Source organism: Prevotella sp. oral taxon 313 (assembly GCF_003043935.1).
GTDB classification, from domain to species: domain Bacteria; phylum Bacteroidota; class Bacteroidia; order Bacteroidales; family Bacteroidaceae; genus Prevotella; species Prevotella jejuni.
In genome coordinates this window covers 1,360,314-1,379,236 of record NZ_PYXE01000001.1, presented here as the reverse complement: position 1 = coordinate 1,379,236, position 18,923 = coordinate 1,360,314, and the positions used below count along the sequence as shown (strand labels likewise).

The 18,923-nt window shown below is 40.9% G+C and carries 17 protein-coding genes; 11 read left to right on the top strand and 6 right to left on the bottom strand.

The window, feature by feature from the left end:
* Positions 1-199: 199 nt before the first annotated feature.
* The 4 genes from rlmH to AXF23_RS05355 form a co-directional block, all read right to left on the bottom strand.
* Positions 200-670, bottom strand: a complete 471-nt coding sequence (gene rlmH / locus AXF23_RS05370; protein WP_107624569.1) for a 23S rRNA (pseudouridine(1915)-N(3))-methyltransferase RlmH — start codon at positions 668-670, stop codon at positions 200-202.
* A 1-nt stretch (position 671) separates the two neighbouring features.
* Positions 672-1,235: a Maf-like protein gene (locus AXF23_RS05365; protein WP_107624568.1), complete on the bottom strand. Its 564-nt coding sequence runs from the start codon at positions 1,233-1,235 to the stop codon at positions 672-674.
* A 10-nt stretch (positions 1,236-1,245) separates the two neighbouring features.
* Positions 1,246-1,764 (bottom strand): KdsC family phosphatase, encoded by a 519-nt coding sequence (locus AXF23_RS05360; RefSeq protein ID WP_107624567.1) that lies wholly within the window; start codon positions 1,762-1,764, stop codon positions 1,246-1,248.
* 75 nt (positions 1,765-1,839) lie between these two features.
* Positions 1,840-2,640 (bottom strand): Rossmann-like and DUF2520 domain-containing protein, encoded by an 801-nt coding sequence (locus AXF23_RS05355; RefSeq protein WP_107624566.1) that lies wholly within the window; start codon positions 2,638-2,640, stop codon positions 1,840-1,842.
* A 131-nt stretch (positions 2,641-2,771) separates the two neighbouring features.
* Here AXF23_RS05355 and kdsB point away from each other — a divergent pair, with 131 nt between their 5' ends.
* From kdsB to pyrF, 6 genes are all read left to right on the top strand, one after another.
* On the top strand, positions 2,772-3,512 hold the full coding sequence (gene kdsB / locus AXF23_RS05350) for a 3-deoxy-manno-octulosonate cytidylyltransferase (RefSeq protein WP_107624565.1): 741 nt from the start codon (positions 2,772-2,774) through the stop codon (positions 3,510-3,512).
* 204 nt (positions 3,513-3,716) lie between these two features.
* Entirely contained in the window at positions 3,717-4,880 is a 1,164-nt protein-coding gene (locus AXF23_RS05345; protein ID WP_107624564.1) for an AIR synthase-related protein, read from the top strand.
* A 6-nt stretch (positions 4,881-4,886) separates the two neighbouring features.
* A complete protein-coding gene (locus tag AXF23_RS05340; protein WP_107624563.1) occupies positions 4,887-5,858 on the top strand; it encodes a hypothetical protein in 972 nt (323 codons plus the stop codon).
* 19 nt (positions 5,859-5,877) lie between these two features.
* Complete coding sequence (gene prfA / locus AXF23_RS05335; protein WP_107624562.1) at positions 5,878-6,990, top strand: peptide chain release factor 1; 1,113 nt, start codon at positions 5,878-5,880, stop codon at positions 6,988-6,990.
* Between the two features lie 19 nt (positions 6,991-7,009).
* The gene (locus AXF23_RS05330; RefSeq protein ID WP_107624561.1) at positions 7,010-7,516 is read left to right on the top strand and encodes a flagellar biosynthesis protein FliQ; all 507 of its coding nucleotides are present in this window, start codon (positions 7,010-7,012) and stop codon (positions 7,514-7,516) included.
* A 159-nt stretch (positions 7,517-7,675) separates the two neighbouring features.
* Positions 7,676-8,503, top strand: a complete 828-nt coding sequence (pyrF, locus tag AXF23_RS05325) for an orotidine-5'-phosphate decarboxylase (protein WP_107624560.1) — start codon at positions 7,676-7,678, stop codon at positions 8,501-8,503.
* Positions 8,504-8,592: 89 nt separating this feature from the next.
* Here pyrF and AXF23_RS05320 read toward each other — a convergent pair whose 3' ends face one another.
* A complete protein-coding gene (locus tag AXF23_RS05320; RefSeq protein ID WP_107624559.1) occupies positions 8,593-9,372 on the bottom strand; it encodes a porin family protein in 780 nt (259 codons plus the stop codon).
* A gap of 79 nt (positions 9,373-9,451) precedes the next feature.
* Entirely contained in the window at positions 9,452-10,534 is a 1,083-nt protein-coding gene (locus tag AXF23_RS05315; protein WP_107624558.1) for a PCMD domain-containing protein, read from the bottom strand.
* A gap of 239 nt (positions 10,535-10,773) precedes the next feature.
* Between AXF23_RS05315 and AXF23_RS05310 the strand changes: the two genes are divergently transcribed.
* The 5 genes from AXF23_RS05310 to hutI all read left to right on the top strand — a co-directional run bounded on the left by AXF23_RS05310 (position 10,774) and on the right by hutI (position 18,677).
* Entirely contained in the window at positions 10,774-11,481 is a 708-nt protein-coding gene (locus tag AXF23_RS05310; protein WP_107624557.1) for an SDR family NAD(P)-dependent oxidoreductase, read from the top strand.
* A 363-nt stretch (positions 11,482-11,844) separates the two neighbouring features.
* The gene (gene ftcD, locus AXF23_RS05305; protein ID WP_107624556.1) at positions 11,845-13,548 is read left to right on the top strand and encodes a glutamate formimidoyltransferase; all 1,704 of its coding nucleotides are present in this window, start codon (positions 11,845-11,847) and stop codon (positions 13,546-13,548) included.
* Positions 13,549-13,798: 250 nt separating this feature from the next.
* Positions 13,799-15,808, top strand: a complete 2,010-nt coding sequence (locus AXF23_RS05300; protein WP_107624555.1) for a urocanate hydratase — start codon at positions 13,799-13,801, stop codon at positions 15,806-15,808.
* Positions 15,809-15,842: 34 nt separating this feature from the next.
* The gene (hutH, locus tag AXF23_RS05295) at positions 15,843-17,324 is read left to right on the top strand and encodes a histidine ammonia-lyase (protein ID WP_107624554.1); all 1,482 of its coding nucleotides are present in this window, start codon (positions 15,843-15,845) and stop codon (positions 17,322-17,324) included.
* Positions 17,325-17,432: 108 nt separating this feature from the next.
* Positions 17,433-18,677 (top strand): imidazolonepropionase, encoded by a 1,245-nt coding sequence (gene hutI / locus AXF23_RS05290; RefSeq protein ID WP_107624553.1) that lies wholly within the window; start codon positions 17,433-17,435, stop codon positions 18,675-18,677.
* The last annotated feature ends 246 nt before the right edge of the window (positions 18,678-18,923 follow it).

The following is an 18,923-nucleotide window of genomic DNA, read 5'->3' as shown; positions in this document are numbered from 1 at the left end:
TAGAAAGAACTGAATATGCTCAGTAATGGCCTTTCCGATGTATTTTGTTATTTCTTTGCTGATTATAAAACTTACCTTTTTAATATTGATATAACGCACCATGAATGAATAAACAAACTATCTACATGCCCTATTTATCATAACTGCCATTATTTTAAGAAAGGCCTTTCTTGCAATTTCGTAATGCTCACAGAGGCATTTATTCATGGTGATATGGTTCACCTTTAATAATTGTACATGCTCGATAAAGTTGCTCTGTAAATATGAGTCTGACCATTTGGTGTGAGAAAGTCATACGTGATAATGATATTTTTTCATTGGCCCGTGCATAGATATCTGACGAGAATCCATACGGTCCTCCAATAATGAAAACAAGTCTGCGAGCCGTATTTTGCTTTTGTTTCAACCAATTCGCATACTCAACAGAACGGTATTCTGCACCATGCTCGTCTAATAATACGACAGTATCTGAAGGCTGAATTTCCTTCAAGATCAGTTCACCTTCCTTCTGTTTCTGCTGGTCTTCTGAAAGGCTCTTCGTATTTTTCAATTCTGGAATTGTCGTAATATTAAACGGCATATAATGCTCAATACGACTGACATAGTCGTCTATGCCAACCTTAAATATCTTGCTCTGTGTTTTCCCGACAAGGATGAGAATAGTCTTCATATCATATCTTCTTTATTTCTTCCCATAACCTTTGCACAGGCAATCCCATCACGTTAAAATAACTGCCGTTGATGGATGTGACTCCAATATACCCAATCCATTCCTGTATACCATAGGCTCCTGCTTTATCGAAAGGCTTGTAATGCTCTATATAATAAGTAATTTCATCATCAGAGAGCTGCTTGAAAGTGACATCAGTTGTCACTGAGAAAGAATGTTCCTTATCGGTAGTCAACAAACAAACACCCGTAATGACCTGATGCGTTCTACCGCTGATAAGATGAAGCATACACCGTGCTTCATCCGCATCTTTAGGCTTTCCAAGTACTTCATTACCAACTATCACAACCGTGTCGGCCGTTATAACAAGGTCGTCCTCTCCTATCAAAGCTCGATAGGAGTCTGCCTTTTCACGAGAGATATAGCCTGCCACTTCTGCTACAGGTAGGTCTTTTGGATAGGACTCATCTATGTCGGGCAGTACTTTCACTTCAAAGTCTAAGTCCAACCCAGCTAATAGTTCACGTCGACGTGGCGAATTACTCGCAAGTATAATATGCTTCATTATCATCTATTTACCAACCGAAAGCTTTCTCATTCAGCACCCATTTACCTTGAGCTTTCATCACTTGTTCAAGTATATCACGTGCTACTCCTTGTCCTCCCTTGCAATCACTGATATAAGTTGATATCTCTTTAATTTCAGTACAAGCGTCTTTAGGACAGCAAGGGCAGCCTGCACGTTTCATAACTTCATAGTCTGGAATATCGTCACCAACGTAGATGATTTCATCTTCCTGTAGCCCATACTTTTTAAGAAACTCCTCCCATGTGCGTATCTTCATCGAACAGTTAATATAAATATCCTTCACTCCAAGATACTCATAACGCCAACGAACATTCTCATTATGGCCACCTGTCATAATAGCAAGCTGTATGCCATGCTTTACAGCTAACTGAATAGCATATCCATCTTTGATATTAATCGTACGTAGTGGGTCACCCTTGTCGTCCATCTGAATGGTAGAAGCAGACAGAACACCGTCGACATCAAAGACAACAGCCTTTATCTTCTGTAAATCGTAGTTTATCATATAATCAAGAATAATAAAGTTATGATATAAGTAATATAATTATAGGTAGTTACACTTAGCTATTTAAGTTTGCTTTTAATCTTCTTTATTATCCAAAATGAGATTATCCACCATTGGATTAATCCCTTTTGAAAGCATTTGATAAAGCTCCTGTAAATCAGCGTTATGCTTCATCAACTCTAACTGTTGGTTCATCACATTCTTGTCTCCACGTACAGCCGGTCCGGTTTGTGCTGCTTTCGGACTAAGTGTTTGTAGCCTTTCTGTTGTCTCATTAATTAATGGCAACATGACATCGAAGGGGATGCTATGTTCACCAAGTATGTCGGAAGCTACGGTGTAGCAGTAATTCGTGAAGTTACAAGCCCATACTGCAGCTAAGTGTAGATACTTTCTATCAGCAGAAGACAACGTTATCACTCGTTGAGAAAGTCTATTGGCAAATTTCCTAATCATATCCTCTGTTGCTGCAGAATTACCTTCTATAAACACTGGAATAGTCTTAAAATTGACCTCCTTTGCCTTCGAGAATGTCTGCATTGGATAGAATACGCCATAATGCTGCGCCTTCCCTTCAAAGCAACTCATGGGCATAGAGCCTGCTGTATGGAGGAATAACTTATCTTCCCTACCCTTGCAAACCTCTGAAATTAAGTCACAGAGAACGCTATCTTTCACTGAAAGGATGTATATCTCTGCATCATCACGAAGTTTCGTGATATCTGTTAGCCACTCGGTCTCAAGCAGTTCACCCAGCATCTTGGCAGATATTTCAGTACGGCTATACACTTGATTGATGCTGATACCTGCCTTTTTGAGTGCTTTACCTAACTGTGTAGCGAGATTGCCAGCGCCAATTAATGTTACTTTCATCATGCCAACAAATTTAGTAATTTTAAAGGAAATAAGTCAGGAAGTCATCGCCTTTTTAATAAAGATTTACTACTTTTGCGCATACTGATAAGTTTAACAGATAGTATATATAACTTAAACGGATAGAAAGACGTATGAATTTTATTGGAATTATCCCTGCTCGCTATAGTTCTTCACGCTTTCCAGGAAAGCCTCTTGCAATACTTGGAGGAAAACCTGTAATTGAACATGTTTACAGACAAGTAAGTAGTGTGATGGAAGATGTTTTTGTCGCTACAGATGACCAGCGTATCTATGATGCTGTAGAGGCTTTTGGTGGTAAGGCCATTATGACTCGGAGTGACCATAAGAGTGGTACGGATAGAATCTGTGAGGCCCTCGAAAAGGTGGATGGAAGCTTTGATATTGTTATTAACATACAAGGTGATGAGCCATTTATACAAAAAAGTCAACTCGAGACAGTCATGCAGTGTTTTGATGACCCACGTACACAGATAGCAACACTCGGTAAACCTTTTGAGTCAATGGAGGCTGTGGAGAATCCTAATTCGCCTAAGATAGTACTCGACAACGATGGCTATGCTCTTTATTTCTCACGTTCAGTTATTCCTTTTGTACGTGGGAAAGAACATGAGGAATGGCTCTCTCATTTCCCTTATCTTAAACACATCGGGCTCTATGCTTATCGTACTGAGGTGTTAAGGGAAATTAGTAAGCTCCCACAGTCAACTCTTGAATTGGCAGAAAGCCTCGAACAGCTGCGTTGGTTACAGAATGGTTATAAGATAAAGGTAGGCCTTACAGATGTAGAAACAATCGGTATTGATACGCCAGAAGACCTTCAGCGTGCTGAAGGAAAGATGGCCAAGCTATAAAAGCAGACGCTCTAAGCTAAATAATGTTGCTTCCATTTAATCCAAACAAATCTCTCATAGATGGGACACTAAAACACCCTTGGAAGTTGATAAGTCTTTTATAGAGTTGCAAAAGGCCTCTTTTAGCTGAAAATTATGCTTTAATTCAACTTATAATCAACAAATATTAGCTACCTTTGCACGACAAAACTCCTTTTTAAAGATATGGACAACAGATACATGATGCGCGGCGTAAGTGCTGCTAAGGAAGATGTGCATAATGCCATCAAGAACATTGATAAGGGTCTTTACCCACAGGCTTTCTGTAAGATAATCCCTGATATTCTCGGTGGAGACCCAGAGTATTGCAATATTATGCACGCTGACGGTGCCGGAACGAAGTCTGCTTTAGCTTACATGTATTGGAAGGAGACAGGCGACTTAAGCGTATGGCGTGGCATTGCGCAGGACGCTATTGTGATGAACACAGACGACTTACTCTGTGTGGGTGCGGTAGACAATATTCTTGTTAGCTCAACTATAGGTCGTAATAAGATGCTTGTACCAGGCGAGGTTATCTCTGCTATCATCAATGGAACCGATGAACTCTTAGCCGATATGCGCAAGATGGGTATCGGCATCTACCCTACTGGTGGTGAAACAGCAGATGTTGGCGACCTTGTTCGTACGATTATTGTGGATTCAACTGTTACCTGTCGTATGCGTCGTAAGGATGTCATTGACAATGCAAACATCCGTCCAGGCGATGTGATAGTAGGTCTTTCATCTACTGGTCAGGCTACATACGAGACACGCTACAATGGTGGTATGGGTAGCAATGGTCTGACTTCTGCACGTCATGATGTATTTGCGAAATATCTTGCAGAGAACTATCCAGAGAGCTATGACCACGCAGTACCTGAAGAGTTGGTATACAGTGGCAAGTATAAACTAACTGATGTTGTTGAGGGTAGTCCAATTAATGCAGGTGAGTTAGTACTCTCCCCTACTCGCACCTATGCCCCTGTTATCAAGCGATTGTTGGATGAGTTGCGCCCAGAGGTTCATGGTATGGTACATTGCACAGGTGGTGCACAGACTAAGGTACTACACTTCGTAAACGAGAACTGCCGTGTCGTTAAGGACAATATGTTCCCAGTACCACCACTCTTCCGTGCTATTAAGGAGTGTAGCGATACCGATTGGAAGGAGATGTATCAAGTATTCAATATGGGTCATCGTATGGAGATCTATGTTCGTCCAGAGTTTGCAGAGCAGGTAATCACCATCAGCAAGGATTTTAACATTGATGCACAAGTTGTTGGACACATCGAAGAAGGCAAGCGTAGCTTAACGATTAAGAGTGATTTTGGCACATTTGAATATTAAGTTATTATGACAATAAAAGAAGCCATATTACTTAGTTTAAAGGATTTTCCTAAAGGAGCTATAGCAAGAGAAGTCTATCAAAACATATTAGATAAAGGAGTCTTTAAGTTTAATAGTAAAGCAAAGACACCTGATTCGACTGTGTCTGCCTGTTTGGGAACAATGGTTAAGAATGGAGATACACGTATTGGACGTTATCAAAATGAGAAGAATATATACTGTTATTACCTTAGTGAATATTCTAAGAATATAGGTAAGACAACAACCTCACGTACTCAAGATAGCACTATACCTAATGTTCCATTTCATGAGCGCGACCTCCATCCTCTTCTATGCTGTTTTCTACAGCATCAAGGGATTATGGCAAAGACCATCTTCCACGAGAAGTCCAAGAAAGATGACGAACATCAGAAATGGATACATCCTGATATTATCGGTGCAAAGTTTGTCGAACAAACAAATCCTATTAGTAATTCATTGTTTAAAGCAATAAGCAAGAAAGAGTCTTTACGGCTATATTCATACGAATTAAAGCGCAAGATAGATAATGATTATGAATTAAAAAAATGTTTCTTTCAAGCTGTTTCTAATTCCAGTTGGGCTAATAATGGATACCTTGTAGCCTTTGATATCAATGAAGAACTTAAAGATGAGCTTGCCCGTCTTAACCATTCTTTTGGTATTGGTTTCATCCTACTAAAAGCTAATCCGTACGAGAGTCAAGTCTGGTTTGAAGCTAAAGATAGGCAAATAGACTTTAAGACAGTTAGTAAACTTAGCGAGATTAATCCACCCTTTAAGGATTTCATTAAATCAGTTGAGGCCGCTTTAACAGCAGACGAGAAGCATTTTACGGCATCTAAAGCTGCATTAGAAAACATTTGTGATAAATATCCAAAGTTGGATGGAGATATACAAAAATACTGTAGAGACAAACATATTCCAATAAGCGAAGAAGAGTTTACAGAAGAAATATAATTATATTCCCAAAAAGATTATGATAGATAACAACAATATATTACAGAAGCTCGACGGTCTTGAGGCCCGTTACGAAGAGGTTTCAACACTTATCACCGACCCAGATGTCATTGCTGACCAATCACGTTATGTAAAGTTAACAAAGGAGTATAAGGACCTGGGTGACATTATGGATGCTCGTCGTCGTTATATCAACTGTCTTACTACTATCAAAGAGGCAAAGGATATCATTGCTAATGAGAGTGATGCCGAAATGAAAGAGATGGCACGTGAGGAGTTGACAGAGAACGAGGAACTTCAACCTAAGCTTGAAGAAGAAATTAAATTACTGCTTGTACCGAAAGACCCAGAGGACGCTAAGAATGTTCAGATGGAGATTCGCGGTGGTGCAGGAGGCGATGAAGCAGCACTCTTTGCTGGTGATCTCTTTAATATGTACAAGCGTTTCTGTGACAAGAAGGGATGGAAGCTCTCTATCACTTCCGTTTCTGAAGGTACTGCTGGAGGTTTCAAAGAGATTGACTTTGCCGTCGAAGGCGACAATGTCTATGGTACCTTAAAGTATGAATCGGGTGTTCATCGTGTACAGCGTGTACCAGCTACAGAGACACAGGGCCGTATGCACACATCAGCAGCGACAGTAGCAGTATTGCCAGAAGCCGATAAGTTCGAAGTAAATATCAATGAAGGCGATATCAAGTGGGATACTTTCCGTTCCAGTGGTGCTGGTGGTCAGAACGTTAATAAGGTTGAGTCTGGTGTACGCCTACGCTATCCTTGGAAGAACCCTAACACTGGTGAGGTAGAAGAAATCCTTATCGAGTGTACCGAGACACGTGATCAGCCAAAGAATAAGGAGCGTGCGTTGAGTCGTCTCTATACTTACATCTATGACCACGAGCACCAGAAGTATGTTGATGACATCGCAAGTCGTCGTAAGACATTGGTTTCAACTGGTGACAGAAGTGCCAAGATTCGTACTTATAACTTCCCACAGGGACGTGTCACGGACCACCGTATCGGCTACACCACCCACGACCTTCAAGGTTTCATGAATGGTGAAATTCAAGATATGATTGACGCTTTGATAGTTGCTGAGAATGCTGAGAAGCTGAAGGAAACAGAGTTATAATCAAGTATAATAGATAAATATGAATACAGAAGAAAAGCCAAAAAGTGGTAGTAAATTAGAGTTTGATAGCAACTATGACTTGCGTCTTGTAAGTAATCTGAGCCCTGCACTTAGATGGGTATTGGTATTACCAATAGCCTTTCTTGCTGTGTTTATGGTTCATATAGCATACAATTTCACTGTTAAACTTGCATTATCAAACTTTGATGAATACGGGATTATAAGTATTATAGTTAACAGTGTCTTCATACTTATCAAGTATAGTATATTTGTTGTGACCGCTGTCGGCACTGCACCCGTTAAAAGGGAACGGAAATTCTTAGTGTCAATAATATTCGCAGTAATAGCATCTTGTATGTCTGTAGGTACTACAGCACTTTTATTATCATTCTCTCGTATTGACAGTATCGGAATGGTTATGGCTACAAGCATTGCCTCAATAATCGGTTCTTTCTTGGTCGTTTTGTATGTGAGAAGTGACACAAAGAAGCCTGTTGAGGATAATAACATTACGTCTCAACAATAGAATACATCACAGAAACATATTATAAAAAGTATAAGGAGTGAACGGCTCGTAATTAGCTATAACTTGATATTAACAGACGTAAGAGTCGTTCACTCCATATAAAACTACTGATAAGTATTTATAGACCCCTTTTGATAAACGAAATAATAGTCAACCTTTATGAATAGACAACAATTAATCAACGAAATCTTCACAAAGAAGACATTCTTATGTGTAGGACTTGACACTGATATAAACAAGATTCCTGCACACTTAAAGAACGAGGATGAACCCATCTTTGCTTTTAACAAAGCAATTATTGATGCTACTGCACCTTATTGTGTAGCCTATAAGCCTAACCTTGCCTTCTATGAGTGCTATGGCTTAAAAGGTATGTTAGCCTTTGAGAAGACTATTCAATATATAAAGGAGAACCATCCAAACCATTTTATCATTGCGGATGCTAAGCGTGGTGACATTGGTAACACATCAAAAATGTATGCCCAGACATTCTTCGAGGAGTATAACCTCGACTCTGTTACCGTTGCTCCTTACATGGGCGAAGACAGTGTGAAACCTTTCCTTGAGTATGATGGGAAGTGGGTTATCTTGCTCGCATTGACAAGTAATAAAGGTAGTCATGACTTCCAGCTGACCGAAGATAAGCAGGGAGAACGCCTCTTTGAGAAAGTATTAAAGAAGTCACAAGAATGGGGAACAACCGAGAACCTCATGTATGTAGTAGGTGCAACACAGGGTAAGATGTTTGAGGATATCCGCCGTATTGCCCCAGACCATTTCCTTTTAGTACCAGGTGTTGGTGCTCAAGGAGGTAGTTTACAGGAGGTTTGTAAGTATGGTATGACAAAAGACTGTGGTCTGCTTGTGAACTCGTCACGTGGTATTATCTACGCAAGCACTGATAACGATTTTGCTGAAGTTGCTGCTGCAAAGGCAAAAGAACTACAGAAAGAGATGGCTGTTGAATTGGAACATATCGCAAGATAACGATATACATATATCAAAAAGAAGAAGGCTCAGTAGACAAACAAAGATGTTGTCGACTGAGCCTTCTTATTTATCTCTTATCCAGAGAACTAAAAACGATACCCGAACCCGATGTTAAGATAGATGGGATAAAGTCCAAAGCTGATTGTCTTAAAGTCGCTTTCAAAGATGTTATTAAAAGCCCATGCGAGGTCAGCATTGACTGTGAAATGATTGAAACCACGCCATGTTGCACCTAACTGACCACCCCATTGAAAGTGACGAAGATTAGATGAGAAATCGTACGAAGCTGTGTTGCCGTCAGCAAAAGTTAATTTCTCTCCTACAGGAGTGCCTTCGCGCAAATAGCCATCACTCACATGACCCGTAAATTGGCCATCTAACTTGATAGAAGAGTAGAGTCCTGCACGTACTTTCCAACGGTCATTAAAACGATAGTTCGCCATGACAGGGATTGTGAGAAGCGTTGAGTTGTAGTTAGTCTTCACATAACCTGTCCAATAACCAGCTACACGATTACCGTCATTGAGGATTTCCATGCTATAGTTCTTCACATTAGCATCTGTTATCATACCCTTCTCTTCAAACTTCAAACCAGTAGATACACCCCAGTTCTGGTCTTTTCCAAGCCATTTAGTGACTGTTCCTTCTATCGTTCCATTGAACTTTGGACTATAACTACTTATCTCTCTGATTTCTACAGGCATAGGGAGAGGAGACGCACCACCAATGTTTACACCCGCTTTCACCTCATACTCCCATCCATTCTGCTCTGCACTACTTAGTGAAGAAGTGCGGTCTGTTTGTGCAAAGATCGTTGTTGTGCAACTCATTGCTGCGATTACAACCGTAATAATATGTTGTTTCATTTGTTTTATTTTATCTTTAATATCTTTGTGTCAACTCTTAAACTATTGAACTCGTTTACTTGTCAACTCCAAATCATTATTACTCAAAGTACAATTTCAGTTCATCCACGTAGAGTGTACTACCCACTGCGCCATTGAAGAAAGCACCATCCTTACTTGACGACATGATGATAGCAAGGCTATACTTACCATTCTTCAATTTCTCACTGTCTATAGTACGACCCGCTACAGGCTCGAATGAGATAGAGAAACGTGTCCAGTCATTAGTCTCCTTTGCATCTTTAAGTTGCGCAAGGAGGACGATACGGTCACTGGTTAGTGAGTTCGTACCATCGAGAAACTCTACCCCATCACCTGTTTCAAAGAGTACTGCGTAAATAGCCAAACTATCCTTGCGACCTTTAATCTCCTTTTTGTCCTTATCTTGGAACTTTTCGCCAGCCTTGTATTTATAGTAGCCAATCAACTCCTTAGGCATCTTGTAGAATGGACGACCAAAGTGAGTTGACTTTGCTGGGTTACCCATATCAATTTGGAAATCACCTGTAAAGAGGTTACCAGCAGCTATCGGAGCACCGAACATTGCACCAAGGAAACCCGTACTAACAGTTGTCAGCTTCAAACACTTACCCACATAACCATCTTCAGCTTGGCTTGTTGGATATTCAGAAGCCTTGCTGTCACCCATAAGGAAGGATACACCAGCATTACCACTACCCCACTCTGCAAGATTACCATCGGCTGTTTTGTCAACGAAAGTATTATATTTATTGGTTGAATCAACCTTGAGCGTCTCGAAATGGTAGTCGGTTGCAACATCATTACTTACAAATGACACCTTATAAGTCTTCTTCCATTGTCCATCTTGAGAGGTTACTGTATAGCTCTGAGGCTGTGTAAAGTTTAATGCCGTACCGCTTTCTGGTTCAATCTTTGCACCCTCTGTAACATGAAACTTTGGTGCTAAGTGGGATAGGTCTTCCCATCCATTAACATAGAAAATTACTTCATTATTTGTTATAACAGGCTTACGGACAAGTGTTGTACCGTCAACCGTAACATCTGTAATATCTGCTTCCGCATTTAATGCTTCTTCTCTAATACAGGAAGAAAGTGCGAGTCCTGCTAACGTAGCAAGCATCATAGACTTAAATAACCTCATAAGATTATACTATTAATAATTAAATATAGACGAATTCTTTGCACAAAGATACGTAAAAAAAACTGTATAAAAGAATAATTGAGGATTATAAAGACTAATGTAAAGGAGATTTATGAGGATATTATATACAGAATAAGCTCTTTTTCGTAATTATATATCATCGTTAAAGTTTATTCTATCAATAAAATAATGTATCTTTGCAGCGAAAGTATCACACCGATAAATATAGAAAAACAAATATGGCAAAAGTATTGGTAACAGGTGCCAACAAGGGTATTGGCTATGGTATCTGTAAGTTTTTAGGTAAGAGTGGCTGGCAAGTAATCGTTGGTGCACGTAATAATGAGCGTGCCGAGGAGGCTGTAAAAGCGTTGAAGGCTGAAGGCGTAGACGTAATAGGCTGGCAATATGTCAACCTCTCAGACAACAAGTCATTGGAACAAACAGCAAAAGAAGTGAAAGAGAAATATCATGACTTAGCACTTTTGGTAAACAATGCAGGTATTCCTGGCGACATGGAAGTGGCAAGTTATGAATCAGCCATGCAGGATGTGACCGACACAATACAAGTAAACTACATCGGAACATTCTGCTTGACAAAGGCACTTGTCCCTTTACTCGCAGCCAACAATGGACGGATTGTAAACATCACCGTGCCTTCTGAGATTAGTCCCTACTGGCATCCAATGGCGTATGTAGCCAGTAAGGCAGCGCAGAACGCAATGACCAGTATTATGGCCATGGAGTTTGAGAAGAATAACTTACCTGTTGAGATCTTCAATATACATCCTGGTGCAACGACTACCGACTTGAATAATCATTATACAGGGCCTGGTGCGCATTCGATAGATGTAGTCAGTGAGAAGATTTCAGCCGTTATCAATGATGGTAAGAAGCACCAAGGTGAGTTCATTGAACTGTATCCTATCGTAGATGAAGGGCGATAATCTAAAGAAAAGGAACTGTTTATTCTGAATTATCTTCATGAAAAGAAATATTTTTTTTCATGAAGATAATTATTTTTTTTCATGAAAATAAATTCTTCCAGTCATGAAAATAAATGTAAGTCATAATCTTCTTTTAGAAAAGAATACATATCTCTTCTATTTTATTCTTACTTATCTCCTTATTTAATAAGTACATATACGACTCGAATTATGACCCTTTTACGTGCCTATTTACGGTTAAAAAAGGGGCATATAAAGTTTGTTTTGATAGTTTTACATCAAAAGTTTTGAATTACAAAAACTAATTTGTATTTTTACACTCGAAACCTAAACAATCATTGTTTAAACCTATCTTAATTATATATGGCACGAGAAAAACAGATTATCGAGTGTGTCCCTAATTTTAGTGAAGGACGAAACAAAGACGTAATCAAGCAGATTACTGATGAAGTAGAAAGCGTTAAAGGTGTTAAATTGCTGGATGTTGACCCAGGAGAAGCAACTAATCGTACGGTTGTAACCTTTGTTGGTGAACCATCCTTGGTTGTTGAAGCTGCTTTCCGATGCGTGAAGAAGGCTGCACAACTTATTGATATGCGACAGCATCATGGTGCTCACCCTCGTATGGGAGCTACGGATGTTTGTCCACTTATCCCTGTTGCAGGTATTACTTTGGAGGAGTGTGCAGTGTTGGCACGCCAGTTGGCAGAGCGTATCGCCAATGAATTGCAGGTTCCTTGCTATTGCTACGAAGCTGCAGCGAAGACTCCAGAGCGTAAGAACTTAGCTATTTGTCGTAAAGGAGAGTATGAAGGACTCCCACAACGTATGACAGAAGCAACAGAGGCACCTGATTATGGTGCACGTGAATGGGATGAGCAGTTAGCACGAACAGGCTGTACAGCAGTCGGTGCACGTGATTTCTTGATTGCAACAAACTTCAACCTCAATACGACCTCTACACGTCGTGCTAACGCAATAGCATTTGATGTTAGAGAGAAAGGTCGTCCTATGCGTGAAGGAGGTTCGCCTGTTGGTAAGCCAATGAAGGATGAGAAGGGTGAAGTCATTATGCAACCTGGTACGTTGAAAGCTACGAAAGCAATTGGCTGGTTCATTGATGAGTATGGAATAGCACAGGTGTCAATGAATATAACAGACATCAATGTTACTCCTCTCCACGTAGCCTTTGACGAGGTTTGTCGCTGTGCACAAAACCGTGGCATACGTGTTACGGGTACAGAAATAGTAGGTCTTATCCCTAAGCGTACGCTCCTTGAAGCTGGAACATACTTCTTAAAGAAGCAACAACGTTCAACTGGTATTCCAGAAGAAGACATCATTAAGATTGCCATTATGTCAATGGGTTTAGATGACTTAAAGCCATTTAATCCACGTGAAAAGGTGATTGAATATCTGTTGGAAGATGCCGATAAGACTCCAAAACTCATTGACTTGACTGTTAAAGAGTTTGCTAATGAGACTTCACGTGAGTCTCCAGCCCCAGGAGGCGGTACAATCTCTGCTTATATGGGCGCATTAGGTGCTGCGTTAGGTACAATGGTAGCCAATCTTTCCAGCCATAAAGCAGGATGGGATGCACGCTGGGAAGAGTTCAGCAACTGGGCTGAGAAGGGTCAAGCAATACAAGCAGAACTGATGGTACTCGTAGATGAAGACACAGAAGCATTCAACCGTATTATGTCTGCTTTTGGCCTCCCTAAGGGTACTGATGAGGAAAAGGCAGCACGCTCACAAGCGATACAAGAAGCAACACTCTTTGCTACGGAAGTTCCACTGCACACCATGAAGGCCTCATACAAAGTGTTTGAACTTTGTCGAGCAATGGCAGAAGAAGGTAATCCGAACAGTGTCTCAGATGCTGGCGTTGGTGTCTTGGCAGCTCGTGCGGCTGTCCTAGGTGCTGGTCTAAACGTGAAGATTAATGCTTCTGGCTTGAAAGACAAAGAGACAGCAGCACGATTAGTGGCCGAAGCAAACGAGTTGATAGAGAAAGCTAATGAGGCTGAGGCTGAGATTATGAAGATAGTTGAGGCTAAACTGTAAGGTGTCTTTTTATATTATAAGGTCTCTTACACCTTATATATAATAGACATATACTACGTTTCAGCTATCTTTAGTAAGGTGAATAATATATCCATTAAAAGGGCAGGTGTACTATGCCTGCCCAACTAAAAACCTACAATAATATAATGATATATAGTGATAGCTTAGTCTGTTATAGGCTTTCGCTATTACCTTTCACCTTCGTAACCTATTTAAATAACTACAACCCAAATAGATCTACTACATAACTATGACAAAAGAAGAATTTGTAAAAGACATTTGCACAGGTATAGCTGACACGCTACCTGAGCCACAAGCATACGATACCTCTATCAATCACGCACCAAAGCGTAAGGATATTCTCACACAAGAAGAGAAGAAATTGGCTCTGCGCAATGCCCTTCGTTACTTCCCTAAGAAGTTTCATGCAACATTAGCACCAGAGTTTGCAGAGGAGTTAAGGCAATATGGCCGTATCTACATGTACCGTTTCCGCCCTACTTATGAGATGTATGCACGTCCAATCGACGATTATCCGCATAAGTCACAACAGGCAGCAGCTATCATGATGATGATTCAGAACAACCTTGATAAGGATGTTGCACAGCACCCTCACGAGCTGATTACATACGGTGGTAATGGTGCTGTGTTCCAGAATTGGGCACAATATCGCTTGGTGATGAAGTACTTGAGTGAGATGACTGACGAACAAACGTTAGTGATGTATTCGGGGCATCCACTCGGACTCTTCCCTTCTCACAAGAATGCACCACGTGTAGTTGTGACAAATGGTATGGTAATACCTAACTATTCTAAGCCCGACGATTGGGAACGAGATAATGCTTTAGGTGTTAGTCAGTACGGACAAATGACCGCAGGTTCCTATATGTATATAGGTCCACAGGGTATCGTTCATGGCACAACCATCACTGTTTTGAATGCAGCACGCAAACGATTGAAGGACGGAGAGAGCAGTATAAAAGGCATGCTCTTTGTTACTTCTGGTTTAGGAGGCATGTCTGGTGCTCAACCAAAGGCTGGTAACATAGCAGGTGTAGTAAGTATTACGGCTGAAATCAACCCACTTGCGGCACAGAAACGCTATGATCAAGGTTGGGTTGACGAACTTCACGCATCGCTCGACGAACTTATCCCTGCAGCATTGAAGGCTGTTGAGGAAAAGCGTACAGTCTCTATGGCTTATGTTGGTAATGTCGTTGACCTTTGGGAACGCTTAGCAGCAGAAGGTGTACATGTAGACTTAGGAAGTGATCAGACCTCCCTCCACAACCCATGGGCAGGTGGATACTATCCAGTCGGACTTTCTCTGGAAGAATCTAAGCGTATGATGGCAGAGGAGCCACAGCTGTTTAAGGAGAAAGTTCAGGAGTCTTTACGTCGTCAGGTGGCTGCTATTAACAAGCTGACAGCGAAAGGTATGTATTTCTTCGACTATGGTAATGCTTTCCTTTTAGAGTCAAGTCGTGCGGGAGCAGACATCATGAAGGAAGGTGGCAAGTTCCGTTATCCTTCTTACGTACAGGATATTATGGGTCCGATGTTCTTTGATTATGGCTTTGGACCATTCCGTTGGGTTTGCTCATCAGGTGACCCAAAGGACTTGGAAACATCCGACCGCATTGCAACAGAAGTATTGGAAGAAATACGTAAGACGGCAACTCCAGATATTATTGGTCAACTTGATGATAACATCCATTGGATAAAAGAAGCAGGAAAGAATCACTTGGTTGTTGGCTCTCAGGCTCGTATCCTATATGCTGACTCGGAAGGTCGCACAAAGATAGCCTTAGCCTTCAATGAAGCAATACGTAAAGGAGAAATCTCTCGACCCATTGTTCTGGGACGCGACCACCATGATGTGTCAGGAACAGACTCTCCTTTCCGTGAGACATCAAACATCTATGATGGCTCACAGTTCTGTGCTGACATGGCAGTACAGAATGTTATTGGCGACTCTTTCCGTGGTGCTACATGGGTATCTATCCACAATGGAGGCGGTGTTGGCTGGGGAGAAGTTATCAATGGTGGCTTCGGTATGGTGATTGATGGTAGCGAAGACTCTGACCGTCACATCCGTCAGATGCTTCTCTGGGATGTTAACAACGGCATAGCACGTCGTAGTTGGGCTCGCAACACTGGTTCTATTGATGCTATCCGCAGGGAGATGGAACGTACACCAGGACTCTGTGTTACACTCCCAAACATCGTTGAAGATGACATTATTAATACAGCCTTTTAATCAATTAAATCTATTATTATAATCCGTAGAAACTATGAACAAAATTCATCAGATTAGTGCTGAACATCTGACAATAGAGCAGATTGGTGAGATAATCAAGAACGGCACAAAACTTGAACTTTCTGAAGATGCACGTCAACGAATTATTCGTTGTAGAGAGTATCTCGATAACAAGATTAAAGAATCAGAAACTCCTATCTATGGTGTGACAACAGGTTTCGGTTCTCTATGTAAGATATCTATCGACAAGGATAGTCTTTCACAGTTACAGAAAAACCTCGTGATGTCTCATGCTTGTGGTGTAGGAGACCGCGTGCCGAATGAGATTGTAAAGATAATGTTGCTGCTCAAGATTCAGTCGCTCAGTTACGGCTACTCTGCTTGTCAGTTGAAGACCGTCGAGCGACTGATAGACTTCTTCAATAACGACATCTACCCTATTGTGTATATGCAAGGTTCGTTGGGTGCTTCAGGCGACCTTGTTCCTTTAGCTCACCTTTCTTTACCACTTATCGGTATGGGTGAAGTAGAATATCAAGGCAATATCTTCTCTGGTGCTGATATCTTGAAGAAGATGAATTGGGATGCAATAGAACTTGTTTCTAAGGAAGGTCTTGCCTTACTCAATGGTACACAGAACATGAATGCCTTTGCTGTATGGGCACTCTTACAAAGTGAACGTTTGAGTGAGTGGGCTGATGTCATCGGAACAATGTCTCTTGAGGCTTACGAGGGACGCATAGAACCATTCACACATGCCGTTCATGCTGTTCGCCATCACAAGGGGCAAATTGATACTGCAGCACGAATAAGAGAACTATTAGAAGGCAGTGAGCTTATCAAACAGCCTAAGGTCAACGTACAAGACCCTTATTCTTTCCGTTGTATGCCGCAGGTGCATGGTGCCTCAAAGGATACGATTGCATACGTTAAGTCCGTTATAGACATTGAAGTGAATGCTGCAACTGATAACCCAACCGTTTGTCCTGATGAAGATCTTGTTATCTCAGCAGGAAACTTCCATGGAGAACCAATTGCACAACCAATGGACTTCCTTGCTATAGCACTCTGTGAATTAAGTAATATATCTGAGCGTCGAATCTACAAGCTCGTTTCTGGCACACGAAACCTACCAAGTTTCCTTGTGGCTAAGCCCGGTGTAAACAGTGGTTTTATGATTCCTCAGTACACAGCAGCATCTATCGTTAGCCAGAGTAAGACTTATTGTACACCTGCATCTGTCGACAGTATTCCATCTTCACAAGGTCAGGAAGACCATGTTAGTATGGGTGCTAATGCGGCAACAAAGCTCTATCAGGTTGTATTGAATACGGAACGTGTACTCGCTATTGAGCTCTTCAACGCTGCACAAGCACTTGAGTTCCGTCGTCCGCTGAAGTCTTCTCCAACGATTGAAGCTATCCACAAGGCTTATCGTGAGAACGTTCCTTTCATTGACACAGACGAGTTTATGGCTCCGCACATCGCTAAGTCGATTGAATTCCTACGTAAATAAATAAGGTAAAAGGGGTTACATCAAGATAAAATGCCATTTTGATGTAGCCCCTTTCCTTTTGAATATCTTATATTATCATACTTTCATTGATTAGAGAAAAAGCTTGATATGAAAAGACTAATAGTTAAAAACATCGGCTTACTTGCTGGTATAGGGCATGAGGGAAAGCTATGTTTGAAAGGTAAAGAGATGGCAGAACTTAACACACTGTCAGATGCTTATCTTGTGATAGAGGATGGATGCTTTGCTGATTATGGTGAGATGAATGATTGTCCACTAACAGCTGAAAAGGAGGAAGTTGTTGATGCGAATGGAGGAAGTGTTCTCCCTTCATGGTGCGACTCCCATACTCATATTGTCTATGCAGGAAGCAGAGAACAAGAGTTTGTTGATAAGATTCGTGGACTTAGTTATGCAGAGATAGCAAAGCGTGGTGGTGGTATCTTAAACTCGGCAGATCACCTTCATGAATTGAGTGAAGACGAACTTTACCAGCAGGCCATGAAGCGTGTTGATGAGATTATTAGGAAAGGAACAGGTTGTGTGGAGATAAAGAGTGGGTATGGGCTTAACACAGAGGATGAACTGAAGATGCTTCGTGTTATTCGTCGTATCAAAGAGACAACACGACTGAAAGTTGTTGCAACATTCCTCGGTGCACATGCTGTTTCACGTGAATATAAAGGTAGACAAGATGCCTACGTTGATTTAATCATCAACGAAATGATACCAGCTGTGGGTGAAGAGGAATTAGCAGAGTTTATAGATGTATTCTGTGACACAGGCTTCTTTACGCCAGAAGAGACTGCTCGGATTCTAAAAGCTGGTGCTGTATATGGCATGCGACCTAAGATTCATGCTGACGAGTTAGCGTCGTCTGGTGGTGTTGAGGTTGGTGTAGAATATAAGGCAGTGTCAGTTGACCATTTAGAAAGTATGACAGAAGAAGAAATAGATATCCTTAAGAACAGTGAAACTATGCCAACAGCACTTCCTGGAACGTCTTTCTTCCTTAATCTTCCTTTTGCTTTGGGTCGTAAGATAATAGATTGTGGTCTACCGCTTGTCCTTGCAAGTGATTATAACCCAGGTTCTACGCCATCAGGAGATATAAAGTTTATAGTTTCGCTTGGCTGTATCAAGATGCGACTAATGCCTGCAGAAGCAATTAATGCAGCAACATTAAATGGAGCATGTGCAATGGGACTGAGCAAAGAGTATGGCTCTATCACACGTGGAAAGGTTGCTAATTTCTTTATTACAGATGCAATTCCTTCTATTGAATTTATTCCATACGCCTATACAACACCTATCGTAAAACGTGTATTCCTACAAGGAGAAGAGTATGTTTAGATAGTATTTAATGATAAATATACTAAGCCACTTCTTCCTTGACGATATTCATTAAGGTGTCCAAAACTCAACGTCAGTACAGCTAATGACCGCTGTCTTGAATTAAAAAGGAGGAAGTTTCTTATTATATTCATTATCATTATAATAGCTTACTTGAAAGAGGATGTCCACTGTACGGTATCATTTTAGAAGCTAATACAAAAGAAAAAGTCCATAAACTCGTGCTGAGTCTATGGACTTATACTT